The organism is Algoriphagus confluentis (assembly GCF_036245625.1).
Taxonomy (GTDB): domain Bacteria; phylum Bacteroidota; class Bacteroidia; order Cytophagales; family Cyclobacteriaceae; genus Algoriphagus; species Algoriphagus confluentis.
This window is the reverse complement of sequence record NZ_BTPD01000016.1, coordinates 1-19058: the sequence shown is the minus strand read 5'-3', so window position 1 is coordinate 19058 and position 19058 is coordinate 1. Positions and strand designations below refer to the sequence as shown.

17 protein-coding genes are annotated in these 19058 nt (G+C 45.4%); 12 read left to right on the top strand and 5 right to left on the bottom strand.

The window, feature by feature from the left end; genetic code table 11:
• Positions 1-9 precede the first annotated feature (9 nt).
• From rsmG to AAA943_RS19080, 3 genes are read right to left on the bottom strand one after another with little or no spacing between them, the layout of a single operon-like run.
• The gene (gene rsmG / locus AAA943_RS19090; protein WP_338225929.1) at positions 10-654 is read right to left on the bottom strand and encodes a 16S rRNA (guanine(527)-N(7))-methyltransferase RsmG; all 645 of its coding nucleotides are present in this window, start codon (positions 652-654) and stop codon (positions 10-12) included.
• Positions 654-1265 carry an RNA polymerase sigma factor gene (locus AAA943_RS19085; protein ID WP_338225927.1) on the bottom strand — a complete coding sequence of 204 codons (612 nt, stop codon included), beginning with the start codon at positions 1263-1265 and terminating at the stop codon, positions 654-656. The genes rsmG and AAA943_RS19085 overlap by 1 nt, the downstream gene beginning before the upstream one ends.
• Complete coding sequence (locus tag AAA943_RS19080; protein WP_338225926.1) at positions 1256-2395, bottom strand: glycosyltransferase; 1140 nt, start codon at positions 2393-2395, stop codon at positions 1256-1258. The genes AAA943_RS19085 and AAA943_RS19080 overlap by 10 nt, the downstream gene beginning before the upstream one ends.
• A 122-nt stretch (positions 2396-2517) precedes the next feature.
• Between AAA943_RS19080 and tgt the strand changes: the two genes are divergently transcribed.
• The 3 genes from tgt to AAA943_RS19065 are packed head-to-tail and all read left to right on the top strand — an operon-like array spanning position 2518 to position 5640.
• Positions 2518-3648 (top strand): tRNA guanosine(34) transglycosylase Tgt, encoded by a 1131-nt coding sequence (gene tgt, locus AAA943_RS19075; protein ID WP_338225924.1) that lies wholly within the window; start codon positions 2518-2520, stop codon positions 3646-3648.
• 3 nt (positions 3649-3651) lie between these two features.
• Positions 3652-4725, top strand: a complete 1074-nt coding sequence (locus AAA943_RS19070; RefSeq protein WP_338225923.1) for an LptF/LptG family permease — start codon at positions 3652-3654, stop codon at positions 4723-4725.
• On the top strand, positions 4726-5640 hold the full coding sequence (locus AAA943_RS19065) for a DMT family transporter (protein WP_338225921.1): 915 nt from the start codon (positions 4726-4728) through the stop codon (positions 5638-5640). It abuts the gene before it with no gap.
• On the opposite strand, the gene ispE is transcribed toward AAA943_RS19065, so the two are convergent.
• Entirely contained in the window at positions 5641-6447 is an 807-nt protein-coding gene (gene ispE / locus AAA943_RS19060) for a 4-(cytidine 5'-diphospho)-2-C-methyl-D-erythritol kinase (protein ID WP_338225920.1), read from the bottom strand.
• 528 nt (positions 6448-6975) lie between these two features.
• Here ispE and ilvD point away from each other — a divergent pair.
• From ilvD to leuB, 9 genes are all read left to right on the top strand, one after another.
• Positions 6976-8664, top strand: coding sequence for a dihydroxy-acid dehydratase (gene ilvD, locus AAA943_RS19055; protein ID WP_338225918.1), 1689 nt, complete (start codon positions 6976-6978; stop codon positions 8662-8664).
• A 5-nt stretch (positions 8665-8669) separates the two neighbouring features.
• The gene (ilvB, locus tag AAA943_RS19050) at positions 8670-10361 is read left to right on the top strand and encodes a biosynthetic-type acetolactate synthase large subunit (protein WP_338225917.1); all 1692 of its coding nucleotides are present in this window, start codon (positions 8670-8672) and stop codon (positions 10359-10361) included.
• Between the two features lie 10 nt (positions 10362-10371).
• The gene (gene ilvN, locus AAA943_RS19045; RefSeq protein WP_338225915.1) at positions 10372-10872 is read left to right on the top strand and encodes an acetolactate synthase small subunit; all 501 of its coding nucleotides are present in this window, start codon (positions 10372-10374) and stop codon (positions 10870-10872) included.
• A gap of 135 nt (positions 10873-11007) precedes the next feature.
• Positions 11008-12051, top strand: coding sequence for a ketol-acid reductoisomerase (ilvC, locus tag AAA943_RS19040; RefSeq protein WP_338225914.1), 1044 nt, complete (start codon positions 11008-11010; stop codon positions 12049-12051).
• 19 nt (positions 12052-12070) lie between these two features.
• A complete protein-coding gene (locus AAA943_RS19035; protein ID WP_338225912.1) occupies positions 12071-13579 on the top strand; it encodes a 2-isopropylmalate synthase in 1509 nt (502 codons plus the stop codon).
• Positions 13580-13581: 2 nt separating this feature from the next.
• Positions 13582-14988, top strand: a complete 1407-nt coding sequence (leuC, locus tag AAA943_RS19030) for a 3-isopropylmalate dehydratase large subunit (protein WP_338225910.1) — start codon at positions 13582-13584, stop codon at positions 14986-14988.
• A gap of 42 nt (positions 14989-15030) precedes the next feature.
• A complete protein-coding gene (gene leuD, locus AAA943_RS19025) occupies positions 15031-15621 on the top strand; it encodes a 3-isopropylmalate dehydratase small subunit (RefSeq protein WP_338221989.1) in 591 nt (196 codons plus the stop codon).
• 91 nt (positions 15622-15712) lie between these two features.
• Positions 15713-17272 (top strand): alpha-isopropylmalate synthase regulatory domain-containing protein, encoded by a 1560-nt coding sequence (locus AAA943_RS19020; protein ID WP_338226044.1) that lies wholly within the window; start codon positions 15713-15715, stop codon positions 17270-17272.
• Positions 17241-18308: a 3-isopropylmalate dehydrogenase gene (leuB, locus tag AAA943_RS19015; protein WP_338225909.1), complete on the top strand. Its 1068-nt coding sequence runs from the start codon at positions 17241-17243 to the stop codon at positions 18306-18308. The genes AAA943_RS19020 and leuB overlap by 32 nt, the downstream gene beginning before the upstream one ends.
• Before the next feature lie 54 nt (positions 18309-18362).
• Here the strand turns inward: leuB and AAA943_RS19010 are convergent, their stop codons facing one another.
• Positions 18363-18869, bottom strand: coding sequence for a hypothetical protein (locus tag AAA943_RS19010; RefSeq protein ID WP_338225907.1), 507 nt, complete (start codon positions 18867-18869; stop codon positions 18363-18365).
• Positions 18870-19058 lie beyond the last annotated feature (189 nt).

The following is a 19058-nucleotide window of genomic DNA, read 5'->3' as shown; positions in this document are numbered from 1 at the left end:
TCCAACCTCTTACCTTTTATCTTCCCAAGGCATGTAGACCACCTTTTTTGTCTCAAAGAAATCTTCTTTGAAGTAATCACTCAAGTGGTAAGTGACATAGGATTTGCCGGTTTCTTCCATTTCTTCATCCACATCCCCACCTTTGAGGTAGAGGATGCCGTTGGGGAATTCGTTGAAGTCTTCTTTCTTGATTTTTCCTTTGACCCAAGGATAAAAATTGATCATGCGAGTCACCGCCCTGCTGATGACAAAGTCGTATTTTCTGACCAAAGTCTCTGCCCTTGCCTGTTGTGCTTCGACATTGCTCAGTTTTAAAGCTTTTGCTATTTCTTTGACTACAGTGATCTTTTTTCCAATCGAATCCACCAAATGGAAATGGGTGTCAGGAAAAAGAATGGATAATGGAATCCCCGGGAATCCTCCTCCTGTACCGATGTCGAGTACTTTGGTACCCGGCTGGAAGCGCATGACTTTGGCAATGCCCAAAGAATGGAGTACATGATGGACATAAAACTGATCCATGTCTTTGCGACTGATCACGTTTATTTTTGAGTTCCAATCCTCATACAACTCCTGCAAGCGATCAAATTGCCCGATTTGCTTTTCGGAAAGGTGGGGAAAATAGGAAAGAATCAGCTCGGTGCCAGAGTTCATCAAATGTGTTTTTCTTTGCCGGAGGCGATTTCATACAAGAGCTCTCTGGAACGGTGAAGTTGAGCCTTGACTGTTCCCAAAGGTTTTTCCAATTCTTGGGCAATCTCCTCGTAGGAAAGCTCGTCGAAATAGCGCAATTGGACAAGTTTCCTGTATTTGGCGGGCAGTTTATCCACAAAAATCCTCACCATTTCGATCCGTTGGGATTTGATGAATTCATCCTGAGGATTGTTGTCGTCATCCTCCACGTCGATATTGACCGAGTTGCCGCTGTCATCCGAAAGCGTGTTGTTTAGGCTCATAGTTTTGAGCTTTTTCTTTCGGATAAAGTCAATGGTATTGTTGGTGGCAATACGAAACAGCCAAGTAGAAAAGGTGTAGTCTTTCTTGAACCGGTGAAGGTTTCTAAAGGCTTTGGCGAAGGCCTCCATAGTCAGGTCCTCGGCATCATCTGCATCCCGGATCATTTTTAAGATCATGAAATAAACGGCCTTTTTGTACCGCTTCATCAGGGTAGCATAGGCTGTCTGATCTTTTTCGATGACTGCTTTGTCAATCAGATCAAAGTCCTGAAGCGCTTTGTTTGAAAAACCTCGTTCGTTTATTTCCATTTGATGTCTTTTGCCTGGTAGGAAACTGTGCCCAAAACCCAGAAATAAGCGAGGTAAAACAAATCATTGATCAGGGTTTGGGATACCTTTACCTTGCCTTGGATTCTTTTGGATGCAGAGCGGAAAATACTCCAAACCAAAATAAGCCTCATTGTGATAATACTGAAAACGACCAAAAATTGTTCCCATTGCTTGAAAACTCCCAAATAGATCAATAAGCCTAAGCCTCCGATCCAGAATAAAGCATGCGAAAAGGAGTAAAGTCCTATTTTTTGCTTGTCTTCACCTCTCAGATATTTTCCGGCATGGAGATGACGCTTCTTTTGCACCAGGTATTCTTTCCAAGTTTCCTTGGGCAAAGAAACAGTGGCTGCTTCCGGGTCAATGACCAGTCCTGTGTTTTTCCCTGTGGCGTACGCATTGACAAACAGGTCATCATCCCCGCCTTCCAAATGCCAGATGCCCTTGAATGCTTTCATCTCCATGAAGAAGCTCTTGCGGTAAGAAAGATTTCTGCCCACACCCATGAAAGGGGCTTTCCACAATCCAAAAGAGAGATAGAGTAAACCAGTAAGCAAGGTCTCAAATTGAATCCATCGGTTTAGCATTCCTTTTTGAGATTCATAGCCTGAAAATCCCAAGGCAAAGGTTTTACCCTCCTCACGTATCGGAGCGGTCATTTTTTCGATCCACTGAGGGGAGGATGGCATACAATCTGCGTCAGTCAATAGAATGACGTCGTATTTAGCCACTTTGATACCAAGGGTCAACGCAAATTTTTTGGAAGTGACGTGATTGGGCGTGTATTTGACTGTGACTGACCGGAGGCGTGGGTACTCAGCCATCATTTCTTCCAAGAGACGCTTGGTTCGGTCAGTACTTCTGTCATTTACGATCATGACATCATACTTAGGATATTCCTGCTCAAAAAGCTTGGGGATCAGTCTCTTCAGGTTGTGGTACTCGTTGTGAGCGGATATCAAGACAGTCACTCCTTCTGCTGATTCAGAAGCAGAACTGGAAGAAGTTGGAGTCTTGGACCAAGCGGTCCTACCAAATATCAACAGGAGATAAACTGCCTGAATAAGAATACCAATGCCAAAGAGAAACCAAAGTAAAAATAGGCCCATAGGTCGATTTTGCTGGGCAAATATAAAATCTATTTCAGCAAGTCATTTAGGAATAAGTGGATATTTTTGCGAGTCCAAACTCTTTGGTGAAAACCATTGGGTTCGCGGAAATTATCTACTCCATGAAGTTTGCTTTAGAGAAAAAAGATGCCCAATCCCAAGCCCGTGCCGGTGAGATCCAAACCGATCATGGGACGATCCAAACGCCGATTTTTATGCCTGTGGGTACGGCAGGTACCGTCAAAGCGGTCCATCAACGGGAACTGAAAGAGGATATTCAAGCTCAGATTATTCTAGGAAATACCTATCACCTCTATCTGCGTCCGGGATTGGATATTCTGGAAAAGGCCGGTGGACTTCACCGATTCAACGGTTGGGATCGGCCGATTTTGACAGATTCGGGCGGATATCAGGTCTTTTCTCTTGCTGGAACCCGCAAAATCAAAGAAGAAGGCGTGACCTTCAAATCCCACATTGACGGTTCCAAGCATGTTTTTTCTCCTGAGGGAGTCATGGACATTCAGAGAAGTATCGGAGCGGATATCATTATGGCCTTTGACGAGTGTACTCCCTATCCTTGCGAGTACGGGTATGCCCGCAATTCCATGGAAATGACCCATCGCTGGCTGGATCGCTGTATTCAGCGATTTGACTCTACTGAAGGGAAATATGGCTACAGCCAAACTCTTTTTCCCATTGTTCAGGGTTCGGTCTATAAGGATTTACGAAAGCAAAGTGCGGAATTTATCGCCTCGAGAAACAGGGAAGGGAATGCAATTGGAGGACTTTCGGTCGGTGAACCTGCCGAGATGATGTATGAAATGACCGAAGAAGTGACTGCAATTTTGCCGCAGGACAAACCCCGATATTTGATGGGAGTGGGGACTCCAGCCAATATTTTGGAATGCATTGCTTTGGGAGTGGATATGTTTGACTGTGTGATGCCGACAAGAAACGCGCGGAACGGCATGCTCTTCACTTCGGAAGGAATCATCAATATCCGAAATGAAAAGTGGAAGGATGATTTTTCTCCCATCGATCCGGCAATTGGCAACTATGCCAGTACCTTTTATTCGAAAGCGTATTTAAGACATTTAACTATTTCTAAGGAAATTTTGGCAGCTCAAATAGCCAGTATTCATAATTTAGCCTTCTATCTCTGGCTGGTTGGGAAAGCTAGGGAGCACATCCTTGCAGGAGATTTTGCCGTTTGGAAGGATCAGATGGTGAAAAAAGTAAGCACGAGATTGTAAATCATGAAAATACTGGACTGGCTGATAATTAAGGAGTTTTTGAAGACCTACTTTTTTGTAGTGGTCATGCTGATCCTTATTGTTTTGGTCTTGGACTTCACCGAGAAAAACGATACCTACATCCGAAATGAAGTTCCTTCTGGTGAGATACTCCTGTACATGGGCAATTATGGCTTGTATCTGAATAATCTCCTGACACCGATTACCGTCTTTATCGCAGTTATTTTTATCACTTCCAAAATGGCTGGCAGGACAGAAATTATTGCCATTCTTAGTTCGGGAGTAAGTTTTATCCGGCTTTTGGTTCCGTTTCTTTCGGCTGCTGTCATGATCGGAGCGATCAGTTTTCTGCTCAATGGCTGGATACTTCCCGGGGCCACTGCAGGAGTGACCGAGTTTAGGATCAAGTATTTGGATAAAGGTCGAGCCTCTACCGATCCTAACATCCATATCAAAGTGGGACCGGATACCTATGCTTATCTGAGCAGATTTTTTCGTACAGGAAATACAGGGTATAATTTCACATTGGAAGAAATTCGCGATGGGGAATTGATTTCCAAGCTTTCGGCAGATCGGATTCTCTGGGATACCACCACCAATGCATGGAAAGTCATGAACTGGAGATTGAGAAAGCTCAGGCCTGATGGGGAAGATTATTCTGTGGGAGAGCAGTTGGATACCGTGCTTTCTATCACTCCAGCTGATTTTGATTTGCCGGAAAATCACCACGAGACACTCAAGTTGCCTGAGTTGACCAAGCAGATCAAAATCCTGGAAGACCGAGGAGCTGACAATGTCAACTACTACCGAATCGAGCGCTATGTCCGATTCATGTCTCCATTTGCAGCTTTGATTCTGACTTTTATCGGGGTGATCATGTCCGCCCGAAAGACCCGGGGAGGATCCGGGTTTCAGATTGCTATGGGCTTTCTTCTGGCCTTTATTTACATTCTTCTTTTTATCCTGTCGAGAACCTTTGCCGAAAACGGGGCTCAATATCCCATTTTTGCCGTCTGGCTTCCCAATATTCTTTTTGCTTTAACAGGACTTGTTCTTTACAAAACAGTTCCCCGCTAAATGATTCATTCCAATCTGAAAGACTACCTCATGCTGCACTTTATTGTGCTGATTTGGGGATTTACGGCGATTTTAGGGTTACTGATCAGCCTTCCTTCTCTTGAATTGGTTTTTTATAGGACCCTGATTGCTACCGTAGGAGTAGCATTGATCATGGTATTCAGGAAAGAAAGCATGTGGGTTACGACTCCCGAACTTTTGAAAATTGCCGGTGTAGGAGCTATTATCTCCTTGCATTGGATTTTATTCTTTTGGTCGGCCAAAGTTTCCACGGCCTCTGTTTGCCTGGCAGGAATGGCCACGACCTCACTTTGGACGGCATTTGTGGAGCCGCTGGTCAACCGAACCCGAATAAAATGGTATGAAGTGGCCTTGGGGCTACTTGTTATTTCCGGATTGTTGGTCATCTTTCAGTTTGAGACCGGGTATTGGTTGGGCCTGACCATGGCTTTGGTTTCCGCATTTTTGGCGGCTCTTTTTTCTGTGCTCAATGGCAGGCTGACGCAAAGACATACACCTTATCAAATCACGCTTTATGAGATGGGGGCGGCAAGCTTATTTGCTTTGCTCTTTATGCCGTTTTATTCTGCGTTTTTAATGGATGGCGCTCCAATCCAATGGACTTGGAAAGGCTTAGACTGGTTTTGGCTGTTGATTTTGGGAGGAATCTGTACTGTTTTTGCTTTTTCTGTTTCCGTGGAACTGATGAAGCGGCTACCCGTCTTTTCAATCAACCTTACTATCAATCTGGAGCCGGTTTACGGCATTTTGCTGGCTGTGCTGGTTTTTGGAGAAAGTGAAAAAATGACTCCCCAGTTTTACCTAGGCACGCTGATAATTCTGATCTCGGTTCTGATTTATCCGGTACTGAATTACTGGAATAAAAGGAGGAAGGCGGTCAAACTCATCAATTAATCAAAGAATACTCTCAAAAACGAAATAATTTTTTTGCCAGCCAAGACTATTAGGCTTTTCCTCAAAAAGACCAAAAACGCTCGAGCCTGAACCGGACATGGCTGAGTAAAAAGCTCCGGCTTCATACATTTTCTCTTTAATCCCGGCGATTTCAGGATGGTTTTTGAAAATGCTGGGCTCAAAGTCGTTTGACAATTCAGCTTTCCAGAGACTTCGGTCTGCCAAAATTTCTTCCAGCTTGACTTTGGGCGGACAAGGAGTGACGCCGGCGTAGGCTTCTTTGGTGCCTACATGGATACCTGGATTGATCAAAACGAGGTAACTGCCTTTTAGCAAGAGATCAATAGGTTCTAAGATTTCTCCCCGGCCTCTGGCGATTTTTGGGGTATTTTCTATGAAAAATGGACAGTCGCTTCCTAGCTGGGCAGCGTATTCTTCCAGAAAGAAATCATCCAGATGCAGGTCAAAAAGATTGTTCATCAGCTGCAAGGCAAAAGCCCCGTCTGCGGATCCTCCACCAAGTCCTGCTCCCATGGGGATGTTTTTGTGCAGGTGAATGGAAAGATTGGGCAGACCTTGGAAGTCTTTCCGGATCAGTTTTTCAGCTTTCAGTATCAGATTGTCTTTAGGATCTCCGGGGATGGTAAGTCCGGAGGAGTTCCAGCTCGGTTTTTTGTCCAAAACCATTTCCAGTGCATCGCAAAGAGGAATCGGGACCATGCAGGTTTCGATGTCGTGGTATCCATCTTTCCTTTTGGAGGTGATGTGAAGACCGAGATTGATTTTTGCGTTGGGAAAGGTGATCATGAGAAAAGCTTTGAGGCAAATTTAAGCGAAATGCTCAGGAGGAGATGGCATGAGATCGGAATTGAATAATCGTTAATAAATCAAGGAAATTTTGAAGGATTTTAAACGATAGAAAAATTTTCTTTAAATAAAAGGAAAATATTTTTCATGAATTTTATCAAAATTACAAATCGGAACAAAATTTTGGATTTAAGCTCTTTTTTCGGTCTTTCAAAAATATAGGTTTTGAAAACTATGAGAAATAGAAATTAAATTTTGAAAAAAATCAAATTTAATGTTGTTTAATCTTGTATTAAACGATTTATAAAGAATTAAATATTGTAAGTGTGGGAAATGGGTTTTAATATTGTTCTGTGATTCTCATCAGAAGCATTCACTACTCCAAATCGCTATGTACCCATTGGTCGTCCTGCTAAGCTTTATTATTCTCATCGGATTTTCGAAGTGAGGCACTAGACCATATCTAATACAGCATATAAAATCTAAAGTGCCTCACGCCAATGAGGCACTTTTTTATTATTCGAACCTATGACCCAGAACCACCTGAAAAAGTATAGTTGGGAAATCAGTGACAACGACGAGCATCCTGCAGGCAAGGCCATGCTTTATGCCACAGGATTGTCGGACAAAAAAATGAAGCAGCCCTTTGTAGGGATAGCGAGTTGCGGATACGAAAGTAATCCCTGCAATATGCACCTCAATGACTTCGCCGGTCTGATCAAGTCCTCCTCGCAGGAATACGATCTGACCGGTTTGGTTTTTAATACCATTGGGATATCGGATGGCACTTCAATGGGTACCTTGGGGATGCGCTATTCTTTGGTTTCCAGAGAAATCATCGCAGATTCTATCGAATCCTTCATTTTGGGACACTCCTTTGACGCTTGCATTGCGGTCGCTGGCTGCGACAAGAATATGCCCGGTGCGATTATCGGAATGCTCCGTATCAATCGACCCGCAATCATGGTCTATGGAGGTACGATTGCCTCTGGACTTTACAAAGGGGAAAAGCTAAATATCGTTTCCGCTTTTGAGGCTTTTGGAAAGAAAATCCAAGGTACCATTTCCGATGAGGACTACGATGGCGTAATCCGAAATGCCTGTCCAGGTGCCGGTGCCTGTGGAGGCATGTACACCGCCAATACCATGTCTTCGGCAATTGAGGCCATGGGGATGTCTTTGCCCTATTCCGCTTCTTTTCCGGCCAATTCACCGGAAAAATTGAGAGAATGCCGTGAGGTCAATAAGTACATTCAAATCCTTTTGGAAAAGGACCTGAAGCCCAAGGATATCATCACCCGAAAAAGTATAGAAAATGCGGTTCGAGTGGTCATTGCTCTGGGTGGCAGTACCAATGCAGTGCTTCATACGCTGGCCATAGCCCGTACAGCCGGGGTGGATTTCACCCTTCAGGATTTCAAAGACCTAAATGCAAAAACTCCACTGATCGGCGACTTCAAGCCTTCGGGTAAGTTTTTGATGGAAGACCTTCACGAGCAGGGAGGCTTGCCTGCTTTTATGAAGTATTTCCTGGACAAAGGATTCCTTCATGGGAATTGCATGACGGTGACAGGAAAGACTTTGGCAGAAAATCTTGAAAAAGTAGAGGCCATCATGCCGTCCAAAGTCAATGTAATCCATCCCGTAGAATCTCCGATCAAAGAGACCGGTCACCTGTGTATCCTTTCCGGGAATCTGGCCCCTGAGGGAGCTGTGGCAAAAATTACCGGAAAAGAGGGTCGATTATTTACTGGTCCAGCCAAAGTATTTGATTCCGAATTGGAGGCCAATAATGCTATCCGAGACCACAAAGTTCAGGCTGGTGACGTGGTGGTGATCCGAAATGTAGGGCCCAAAGGAGCTCCTGGAATGCCAGAAATGCTCAAGCCTACCTCGATGATTATCGGCGCAGGTTTGGGAGCTGATGTGGCCTTGATTACCGATGGTAGATTTTCCGGAGGGACTCATGGCTTCGTGGTGGGGCACGTCACTCCCGAAGCCTGGTGTGGGGGCCCAATCGGCCTGCTCAAGGATGGGGATTTGGTCACTATTGACACAGACCATCAGTTCCTATCTGTGGAAGTGAGTGATTCGGAATTTGCCGAAAGAAAGAAAAAATGGTTCCCCAAGCCCATTGAAGGCCTACAGGGTACTCTCAAAAAATACAATAAACTCGTAGCAACTGCCTCTGAGGGTTGCGTTACCGACAAATTCTAAAGCTTATGAAGGACTTGATAAGAGGTGCGGACATTGTAGTACGCTCATTGATTGCCGAGCAGGCGGAGCTTATTTTTGGCTATCCCGGAGGTGCGATCATGCCCGTTTATGATGCCTTGTATGATTACCATGATCAAATCAAGCACGTATTGACTCGCCATGAGCAAGGAGCTATCCATGCCGCACAAGGCTATGCCAGAGTTTCCGGAAAAGTCGGTGTCTGTCTGGCCACTTCCGGACCAGGTGCAACCAATTTGATCACAGGGCTTGCTGATGCGCAGATTGACAGTACGCCATTAGTTTGCATCACCGGACAGGTGGCCGCCCATCTTTTGGGAACAGACGCTTTTCAGGAGACTGATGTAGTCGGTATCTCCATGCCGGGTACCAAGTGGAATATTCAGGTGAGAAGGGTAGAGGATATTGCTCCTGCTATCGCCAAAGGCTTTTATATCGCTCGCTCTGGCAGACCCGGACCAGTTTTAATTGACATCACCAAAAATGCCCAAGTGGACTTTGGGGAATTCAACTATACGCCTTGCCTAGGGTTTAGGTCCTATAAGACTCATCATCCTGTTGACCTTTCGGCCATACAGCAGGCTGCAGAATTGATCAATCAAGCCGAGAGACCCTACCTGCTTTTTGGGCAGGGCGTAATTTTGGGAAAAGCAGAAGCGGAACTGAAGTTTTTCTTGGATAAATCAGGAATCCCTGCGGCATCCACTCTGCTGGGTTCAGGAGCGCTGTCAGAAGATCACCCGAATTTCGTGGGAAAGCTGGGCATGCATGGCAATTATGCCTCCAACTTGCTCACCAATCAATGTGATGTATTGATTGCTGTGGGAATGCGATTTGATGACCGGGTGACTGGAGACTTGAAGCGCTATGCTAAACAGGCCAAAGTGATTCATTTGGAACTGGACCCTGCGGAAATCAACAAAAATGTGAAAGCAACTGTGGCAGTGCAGGGAGATTGTCGGGAGAGTTTGGCCATGTTGACAGATTCCATTCAGGCAAAGAAACACGGAGATTGGATGGCCAAATTCCGTGAATTGGAGCAATTGGAAAGATCTTCCGTCGTTCAGTATGACCTCACTCCTACCAAACTGGGCCTCACTATGGGAGAGGTGATCCATCAGATCAATCAATACAAGGCAGACGACGCCGTCTTGGTCACCGACGTAGGACAGCATCAGATGATTGCCTGGAGGTATTTCAACTACAAAAAGCCAAGAACTCAAGTCACCTCGGGAGGATTGGGCACCATGGGTTTTGCCTTGCCGGCAGCTTTGGGAGCTCAGCTTTACGATTATTCCCGACAGGTGATTTGTGTGGTCGGTGATGGAGGAATCCAGATGACCATTCAGGAATTGGGTACGATCAAGCAGACCAAGGCCCCAGTCAAAATCGTCCTGCTCAACAACAACTACTTGGGCATGGTAAGACAATGGCAGCAGATGTTTTTTGATAAGCGCTATTCCTTTACCGAGTTGGACAATCCGGATTTTGTCAAGCTTTCTGAAGCCTATGGTATCAAGGCTCAAAAAGTAGTTGATCGAACAGACTTGAAAGAAGCGATTGAAGATATGCTGATTCATGACGGTCCGTTTTTTCTGGAGGTGGTAGTCGAAAAAGAAGACAATGTATTTCCGATGATTGCTACCGGATGTTCGGTAGAAGAGGTCAGACTCAGCTAATCCCCTTGCTATGAAACGCTATACCATTTTCGTCATCACAGAGAATTTCATCGGGATACTCAACCGCATCACGATCATTTTCACCCGGAGAGGAATCAATATTGATGCCCTTACGGCTTCAGAAAGTAGGATTGCCGGAATCCATAGAATCACCATTGAAGTGAATGTCAGTGAAGAGACAGTCATTCATTTGGTCAATCAGATTGAAAAAATCATCGATGTGATCAAGGCCTTTTATCATGAAGATTCAGGAGTGGTCTATCAGGAAATAGCTCTTTACAAAATCCCGGTAACGCGGTTGGACTCCGGGTTGGAGAAAATCATCCGGCAACACAATGCCAAGATCATAGCGGCTGAGCCTGAGTTTGTAGTGCTGGAATTGACAGGCCACAAAGAGCAAACCCAGGAGCTCTTGGAAATCCTGAAAGGATACGGTTTGCTGGAATTTGCCCGTTCGGGAAGAGTGGCTGTGGCTAGGAGAATGCTGACTATTGATACCCTATTGAAATAAGTTTAACCCAGTGAATATTAAATTTTAAATAAATCCAAAACTATGAAATCGAGCCGGTCTAGGAGCTTTAGCTGATAGGCTGACCATTAAACTAGGCGAGGTTCAATATAGCCTTTAAAATCAAACTAAAAACTTATGAAATTAAAATTTGGAAACGTTGAGGAAAACGTAGTGACAAGAGATGAATTCCCGTTGGATAAAGCCAGGGAGGTACTGAAAGATGAAGTAATCGCAGTCATCGGCTACGGAGTACAAGGACCCGGTCAGGCGCTCAACCTGAAGGATAACGGCTTCAACGTGATTGTGGGCCAAAGAAGCGGCTCCAAAACTTGGGACAAAGCGATCGCAGATGGCTGGGTACCCGGTGAGACTCTTTTTGAAATTGAAGAGGCCTGCGAAAAAGGGACTATCCTTCAATTCCTCCTGTCTGATGCAGGACAGATTGCCCTTTGGCCTACGGTGAAGAAACACCTGACTCCAGGCAAAGCGCTTTATTTTTCTCACGGTTTTGGCGTGACTTACAAGGAAAAAACAGGGATTATTCCACCGGCGGATGTGGATGTGATTCTGGTAGCCCCCAAGGGTTCTGGCACTTCTTTGAGAAGAATGTTTGTCGAGGGCAGAGGCTTGAACTCTTCCTATGCCATCTATCAGGATGCCACCGGAAAAGCCAAAGATCGAGTGGTTGCATTAGGTATTGGAGTTGGTTCCGGCTATCTATTTGAGACAGATTTTTACCGCGAGGTGACGTCTGATTTGACTGGAGAACGAGGAACATTGATGGGCGCTATCCAAGGGATTTTTGCAGCCCAGTATGAAGTCCTAAGAGCCAATGGACATACTCCTTCTGAAGCATTTAATGAAACGGTAGAAGAATTGACTCAGTCCTTGATGCCCCTGGTGGCTGAAAACGGGATGGACTGGATGTATGCCAACTGCTCTACCACCGCGCAGCGGGGTGCCTTGGATTGGTGGAAGCCATTCCGAGATGCGACCAAGCCGGTTTTTGAAGCACTTTATGACTCTGTAAAAACAGGGAAAGAGGCTCAAAAATCCATTGATTCCAACTCCAAGTCTGATTACAGAGAGAAGTTGGAGGCGGAATTAAAAGAACTGAGAGAGTCTGAAATGTGGCAGGCCGGAGCGGTCGTACGTCAATTGAGACCTGAAAATAATTAATAACCAAACCCGAAAAATCATGAGTGACAAGCTGTGGATATTCGATACGACCCTGAGAGACGGGGAGCAAGTGCCCGGGTGCCAGCTCAATACCCAGGAAAAGATCATAGTGGCCAAAGCTTTGGAAGAGCTAGGCGTGGATATTATTGAGGCAGGTTTTCCGATTTCGAGCCCGGGAGATTTTAATTCCGTGCAGGAGATTTCAAAAGCCGTTTCCAATCCCATCATTTGTGCCCTTTCCCGAGCCGTAGAAAAGGATATCGAAGTAGCCGCCGCTGCACTCAAATACGCTAAAAAAGGACGAATTCATACGGGAATCGGAGTTTCTCCTTACCATATCCAATACAAACTGCGCTCTACCCCCGAAGATATCATCCGTCGGGGAGTGGCTGCGGTTAAATTTGCCAAGCGCTTTGTGGAGGACGTGGAGTTTTATGCCGAGGATGCCGGACGCTCGGAACCGGATTTTCTTTACAAGATAATCGAAGAAGTCATCAAGGCTGGTGCAACTGTGGTCAATATTCCTGACACCACAGGCTATACACTTCCCGAACAGTATGGTGCGATCATCTCTGGCTTGAAAAACAATGTGCCAAATATTGACAAAGCCATCATCGCTACTCACTGTCACAATGATCTCGGAATGGCTACTGCCAATACCGTGGCCGGTGTACAGCATGGTGCCCGTCAGGTCGAGGTGACCATCAATGGAATAGGTGAACGGGCTGGAAATACCTCTATGGAAGAGGTGGTCATGGCGATCAAATGCCATAAATCCATTCCGGTTTACACAAATATTGTGACTCAGAAAATCTATCAGACGAGCCGTTTGGTTTCTAAACTGATGAACATGCCGGTGCAGCCCAACAAGGCAATCGTTGGTAGAAATGCCTTCGCGCACTCTTCCGGCATTCACCAAGATGGGGTGTTGAAGCATCGCGAAAACTATGAAATCATCGATCCAAAAGAGGTGGGCGTGGAGGAATCTTCCATCGTATTGACCGCAAGATCAGGACGGGCTGCTTTGAAACACCATTTGGACGCTTTGGGTGTCGAACTCGAGGGAGAAGAACTGAGAGAAGTCTATGAAGCATTCCTGGTTTTGGCTGATTCCAAGCGTGATATCGGAAGAAAGGACCTGTTGGAATTGGTTGGGAAATACTTAGATGAGTCCAATTTCATCGAACTGGAAAAGGTCAGCTATTCATCCAATAGCTCAGTTAACGCTGAAGTTACCCTTAAAATAGGCAATGAAACCCATCAAGCTTCCTCATCAGGTGTTGGTCCGGTGGATGCAGTGCTAAAAGCAATCGAGACCATTGTGAAGCCACAGGTGGACTTGGAAGAATTCCTCATTCAGGCGATCACTCATGGATCTGACGACGTGGCTAAGGTTCACATGCGCCTGATCAAATCCGACAAACCCTACTACGGTTTTGCCTCCAATCAAGACATTGTCTTGGCTTCTGCTCAAGCCTTCGTCGATGCACTCAACAAAATACCAGTCAAAGAATACGCGACTGCTTAACTATGGAAAAGATAACATTATTTGATAAAATCTGGGATTCACATGTCGTGAAATCTGTACCTGCAGGTCCTGATGTATTCTTCATCGATAAGCATTTTATCCATGAAGTGACTTCCCCTGTCGCTTTTCTCAATTTGGAGAAAAGAGGCATAGGCGTGAAATATCCTCACCGTACGATCGCCACCCCTGACCACAACGTGCCTACAGTCGATCAGGATCAAACGATCAAGGATAAGCTTTCTCGAATGCAGGTGGAAAAGCTCCGAGAAAACTGTAAAAAGTACGGGATCGAATTGCATGACTTGGGCTCGGCTCATCATGGAATCGTGCACGTGATCGGTCCTGAATTAGGAGTAACCCAACCGGGAATGACCATCGTTTGTGGAGATTCCCATACTTCTACCCATGGCGCTTTCGGGGCGATTGCATTTGGTATAGGTACTTCCGAGGTGGAAATGGTGCTCGCTACCCAGTGCATCATGCAGTCCAAGCCCAAGAAAATGCGGATTTCTGTGGAAGGTGAGCTTGGAAAAGGAGTGACTTCCAAGGACATCATTCTATACATCATCTCCAAAATTTCCGCGGCTGGAGCCACAGGCTACTTTGTGGAATATGCCGGTTCGGCAATTCGAAGTCTCTCCATGGAAGCCCGAATGACCATCTGCAACATGTCCATCGAAATGGGTGCTCGTGGAGGATTGATTGCTCCTGACGAAACGACTTTCGCTTTCCTCAAAGGAAAACAATATGCTCCAAAAGGGGCGGATTGGGACAAAGCCGTGGCGTATTGGAAAACTTTGAAGACAGACGAAGGGGCCACTTTCGACAAAGAATTGGTTTTCGATGCTGCTGATATCGAGCCGATGATCACCTATGGAACCAATCCCGGTATGGGGATCAAAGTCGTCGAAAACATCCCGACTACCGATGGCATGGAAGGCTCCAACAAAACTTCCTATTTGAAATCCTTGGAATACATGGGCTTTCAGCCGGGTGAACCTGTCAAGGGAAAGCAAGTGGACTACGTTTTCGTGGGATCTTGTACCAATGGACGAATCGAAGATATCCGAGCCGTAGCCAACTTCGTCAAAGGCAAGAAAAAGGCAGACAACATCACTGCCTGGATTGTGCCGGGTTCCAGAGAAGTTGAAAAACTGGCTCATGAAGAAGGTTTGGTGAAGATCCTCGAAGAAGCGGGATTTGAACTCCGTCAACCGGGTTGCTCCGCTTGTCTGGCCATGAATGATGATAAGATTCCAGCCGGAAAATATGCGGTTTCGACCTCGAACAGAAACTTTGAAGGCCGCCAAGGTCCAGGAGCGAGAACGATGTTGGCTTCTCCGTTGACTGTGGCAGCAGTTGCTGTCACTGGCCGTATTACCGATCCTAGGGAAGTTTTTGAAAATTAATTTTTCAATCTTCCAATCTTCCAATTTTACAATTCGAAACACATGGCTTACGATAAATTTACCGTCCTACGCAGTACCGCAGTTCCTTTGCCAGCCGAAAATGTGGACACCGACCAAATCATCCCTGCCCGATTCCTGAAGGCAACCGAACGGGAAGGTTTTGGCGACAATCTCTTCCGTGACTGGAGATACGATGTAGAGGGCAATCCCAAGAAGGACTTTGTCTTAAATAACCCAACCTACTCGGGAAAAATCCTTGTGGCAGGCAAAAACTTCGGTTCAGGCTCCAGCCGCGAGCATGCCGTTTGGGCGATCTACGATTATGGATTCCGCTGTGTAGTGTCCAGCTTTTTCGCAGACATCTTTAAAAATAACTGTCTGAATATCGGAGTTCTTCCGGTGACAGTTTCCCCTGAATTTGCTGAAAAACTCTTCGCGGCCATCGAGGCCGATCCTAAGACCGAAATCGAAGTCAATCTCCCCGAGCAAAAGATCAAATTGCTTTCCACAGGAGAGTCTGAATCTTTCGATATCAATGAATACAAAAAAGACAACATGCAAAATGGTTTCGATGACATCGATTACCTGTTAAACATGGCGTCTGAAATCGATGCATTTGCTGCATCCAGATAAATCAAAAATGGAGGCAAATAGAAATCATACTGCCCAACCCTCCAAGGGTGCTGAACCTTTGGAGGGTTTCAACTGCCGGCGTATCGAAATCATGGATACCACGCTGAGGGATGGTGAACAGACCTCGGGGGTTTCCTTTTTGCCTTCGGAAAAGCTTCAGATTGCCAAATTGCTTCTCGAGGAGCTCAAAGTGGACCGAATAGAGGTAGCCTCAGCCCGAGTATCCGAGGGAGAGCTTGAAGGAGTACAGAAAATTACCCAATGGGCATCCCAAAAGGGCTATTTGGACCGTGTGGAGGTATTGGGCTTTGTGGATACCCCGGTTTCAGTCAATTGGATCGTGGAGTCGGGTGCCAAAGTGCTCAATCTGCTGACCAAAGGTTCTCTGAATCATTTGGTACACCAGCTAAAGAAAACTCCGGAGCAACACTTTGCCGAAATTTCCCAAAGCATTGCTTATGCTCAGGAAAAAGGAATTTCGGTCAATGTGTATCTCGAGGACTGGTCCAATGGCATGCGAAATTCTCCGGAATATACCCTCAGCCTGATCGAGTTTCTGACCCATCAACCTGTAAAGCGGATCATGCTTCCGGACACCTTGGGTTTGCTTTCTCCAGAGGAAGTAAAAACTTTCCTGACGCAGATCACGGCTAAATTTCAAGGAGTTCACTTCGATTTCCATGCGCACAATGACTACGATCTCTCTGTGGCCAATGTGCTGGAAGCGGTAAATCATGGTGCTTCGGGTATTCACACCACAGTCAACGGCTTGGGTGAGCGGGCAGGAAATGCGCCTTTGGAATCTGTGGTGGCGGTGATCAAGGACTTTACCGATTTGGAAATCGGGATTCAGGAGCAAAAGATTTTCAGGGTTTCCAAGCTCGTAGAACAGTTTTCAGGTCATCATATTCCTTCCAACAAGCCCGTCGTCGGCGAAAACGTCTTTACCCAAACTGCCGGAATTCACGCAGACGGGGACAATAAAAAGAACCTCTATTTCAACGATTTGATGCCTGAGCGATTTGGACGTCAGCGAAAATATGCTTTGGGAAAAACCTCAGGCAAAGCCAATATTCTCAAAAACTTGGAGGAGTTGGGGATTTCCCTGGAAAAAGAGGAACTCACCCGTGTCACTCAGCGGATTATCGAATTGGGAGATAAAAAGGAGCGGGTCACTACAGAGGATTTGCCTTATATCATTTCCGATGTCTTGCAAAACAACTCCATTGCCAAAACGATAAGCATTGAAGGCTATCATATGACCCATTCCAAGGGATTAAAGCCTACCGTGCAACTACGGATGAATATCCATGGGAAGTTTTATGATGAAAGTGCAACAGGAGACGGTCAGTATGATTCGTTCATGCGCGCCTTGAAAAAGATCTATAAGTCTCTTGGACGGGAACTCCCCAAATTGACCGATTACCATGTTTCTATTCCTCCCGGAGGTAAAACCGATGCCTTTGTAGAGACGGTAATTACTTGGGATTATGGCAAAATCTTCAAAACCAAGGGGCTTGACCCTGACCAAACCGTGGCAGCGATGATGGCCACTGAGAAAATGCTCAACATCATCGAAAACATGACTTACCAACCAGAAAAAGAAGAATCCACCTATTATGGAAATGAATATCGCGTTATTGCCGGGTGACGGCATAGGTCCTGAGGTCATCGCCCAGGCGGTCAAAGTAGTAAAAGCTGTAGGACAAAAGTTTGGCCATACGATTACCTTCAAAGAAGGACTAGTTGGTGCCTGTGCCATCGATGCCACGGGAGATCCCTATCCGGATGCTACCCATGAGATTTGCGCAGGGTCGGATGCGGTCCTTTTTGGAGCGATTGGTGATCCGAAGTATGACAACGACCCCAAAGCCAAAGTCCGTCCGGAGCAAGGTTTGCTCAGAATGAGACAGAAGCTTGGTCTATTTGCAAACGTTCGTCCGACCTTTACTTTTCCCTCTTTGGTGCATAAGTCCCCATTGAAGCTAGACCGAGTGGATGGCGTGGATTTGGTTTTTTTCAGAGAATTGACCGGAGGAGTGTATTTTGGGGAACCCAGAGGCCGAAATGAGCAGGGTACCAAAGCCTTTGATACCAATGTGTACAGCAAGGAAGAGATTGTGCGCTTGGCGAGAATGGGCTTTGAAGCTGCGCAAAAGCGGAGAAAACTCCTTACCTGCGTGGACAAAGCTAACGTGATGGCGACTTCCAGACTCTGGAGGGAAACTGTACAGGAATTGGCACCGGAATATCCGGATGTCAAAGTGGAATATGAATTTGTGGATGCTGTGGCTATGCGACTGATCCAATGGCCAAAGGCCTACGATGTGTTGATTACTGAAAACCTTTTTGGAGATATCTTGACAGATGAAGCCTCCGTGATTTCAGGATCTATGGGCTTAATGCCTTCGGCTTCTTTAGGATCAAAAGTGAAGTTATTCGAACCGATTCACGGTTCATATCCACAGGCAGCAGGAAAAGACATCGCCAATCCCCTTGGGACGGTGCTTTCAGCTTCGATGATGTTTGATTATGCCTTTGGATTGGCAGAAGAAGCCAAATTGATCAGCGATGTGGTGAACCTTTCATTGGCCGAAGGAGTGGTCACGGAAGACATTGCCGAAGGCGGCAAAGCGCACAAAACTTCTGAAGTCGGAGACTGGCTGGCTGCTAAGATTTTGGGGTAAAATTTTCTTCTAAAAAACGAAGAAACCACCTCAGGAATGGGGTGGTTTTTTCGTTTAATCTGAGATCGCACAAAAACTGATTTCTACAAGTTCGTTGTCTTCAAAGTGGAAATCGATCCATGTCAGGAATTCTAAATCACGGATCCTAAAATAATTGGGGAGTTTTTTGTTGAAATCGAGATGAAGTTTTTTTGCAAAGTCATCCTTATTTATCCCAATCATAATTTCATGGTGAACTGGAAACTTTTTTGAGTACACAATTCCCTTTGATAAGAAGGTCTCACTTGCGTTTACAAAAACCTCAAATTGATCTTCTCCAATTTTCAACTTGAATAGGGTGTCAAATTGATTGTCCACATGGCGGTTTATGTATATAGAAGTATCAATTGAATTTATTTGCTTTTTTAATAAAAGCATTGGTTTTAATCCGAATTGGAATGGGTCTAATACGAATTCTGAATTTGTAATAACTAGAGTGTCTCCTTCAATATAGTTATGACCTTCCTGGCTTTTACTTTGGAATGATATTAGAAAGCCGAATAAAATAAAAATTAGTTTCATTTTGAGTTAGTATTTAAACCCAGATTCAAGTAATAAGTGCAACACTAAAGGTTTAAGGAAAGAAGCCTAGGCTTCCTTCCTTAGGCTGAAGAATTAAATTAGTGTTGTCATGCAGAAATTCAATCATCTCAGCCCAGAGCAAAGGTACCAAATCGAAATTTTAATCAAACAAGGGGTGACTCAGACCGG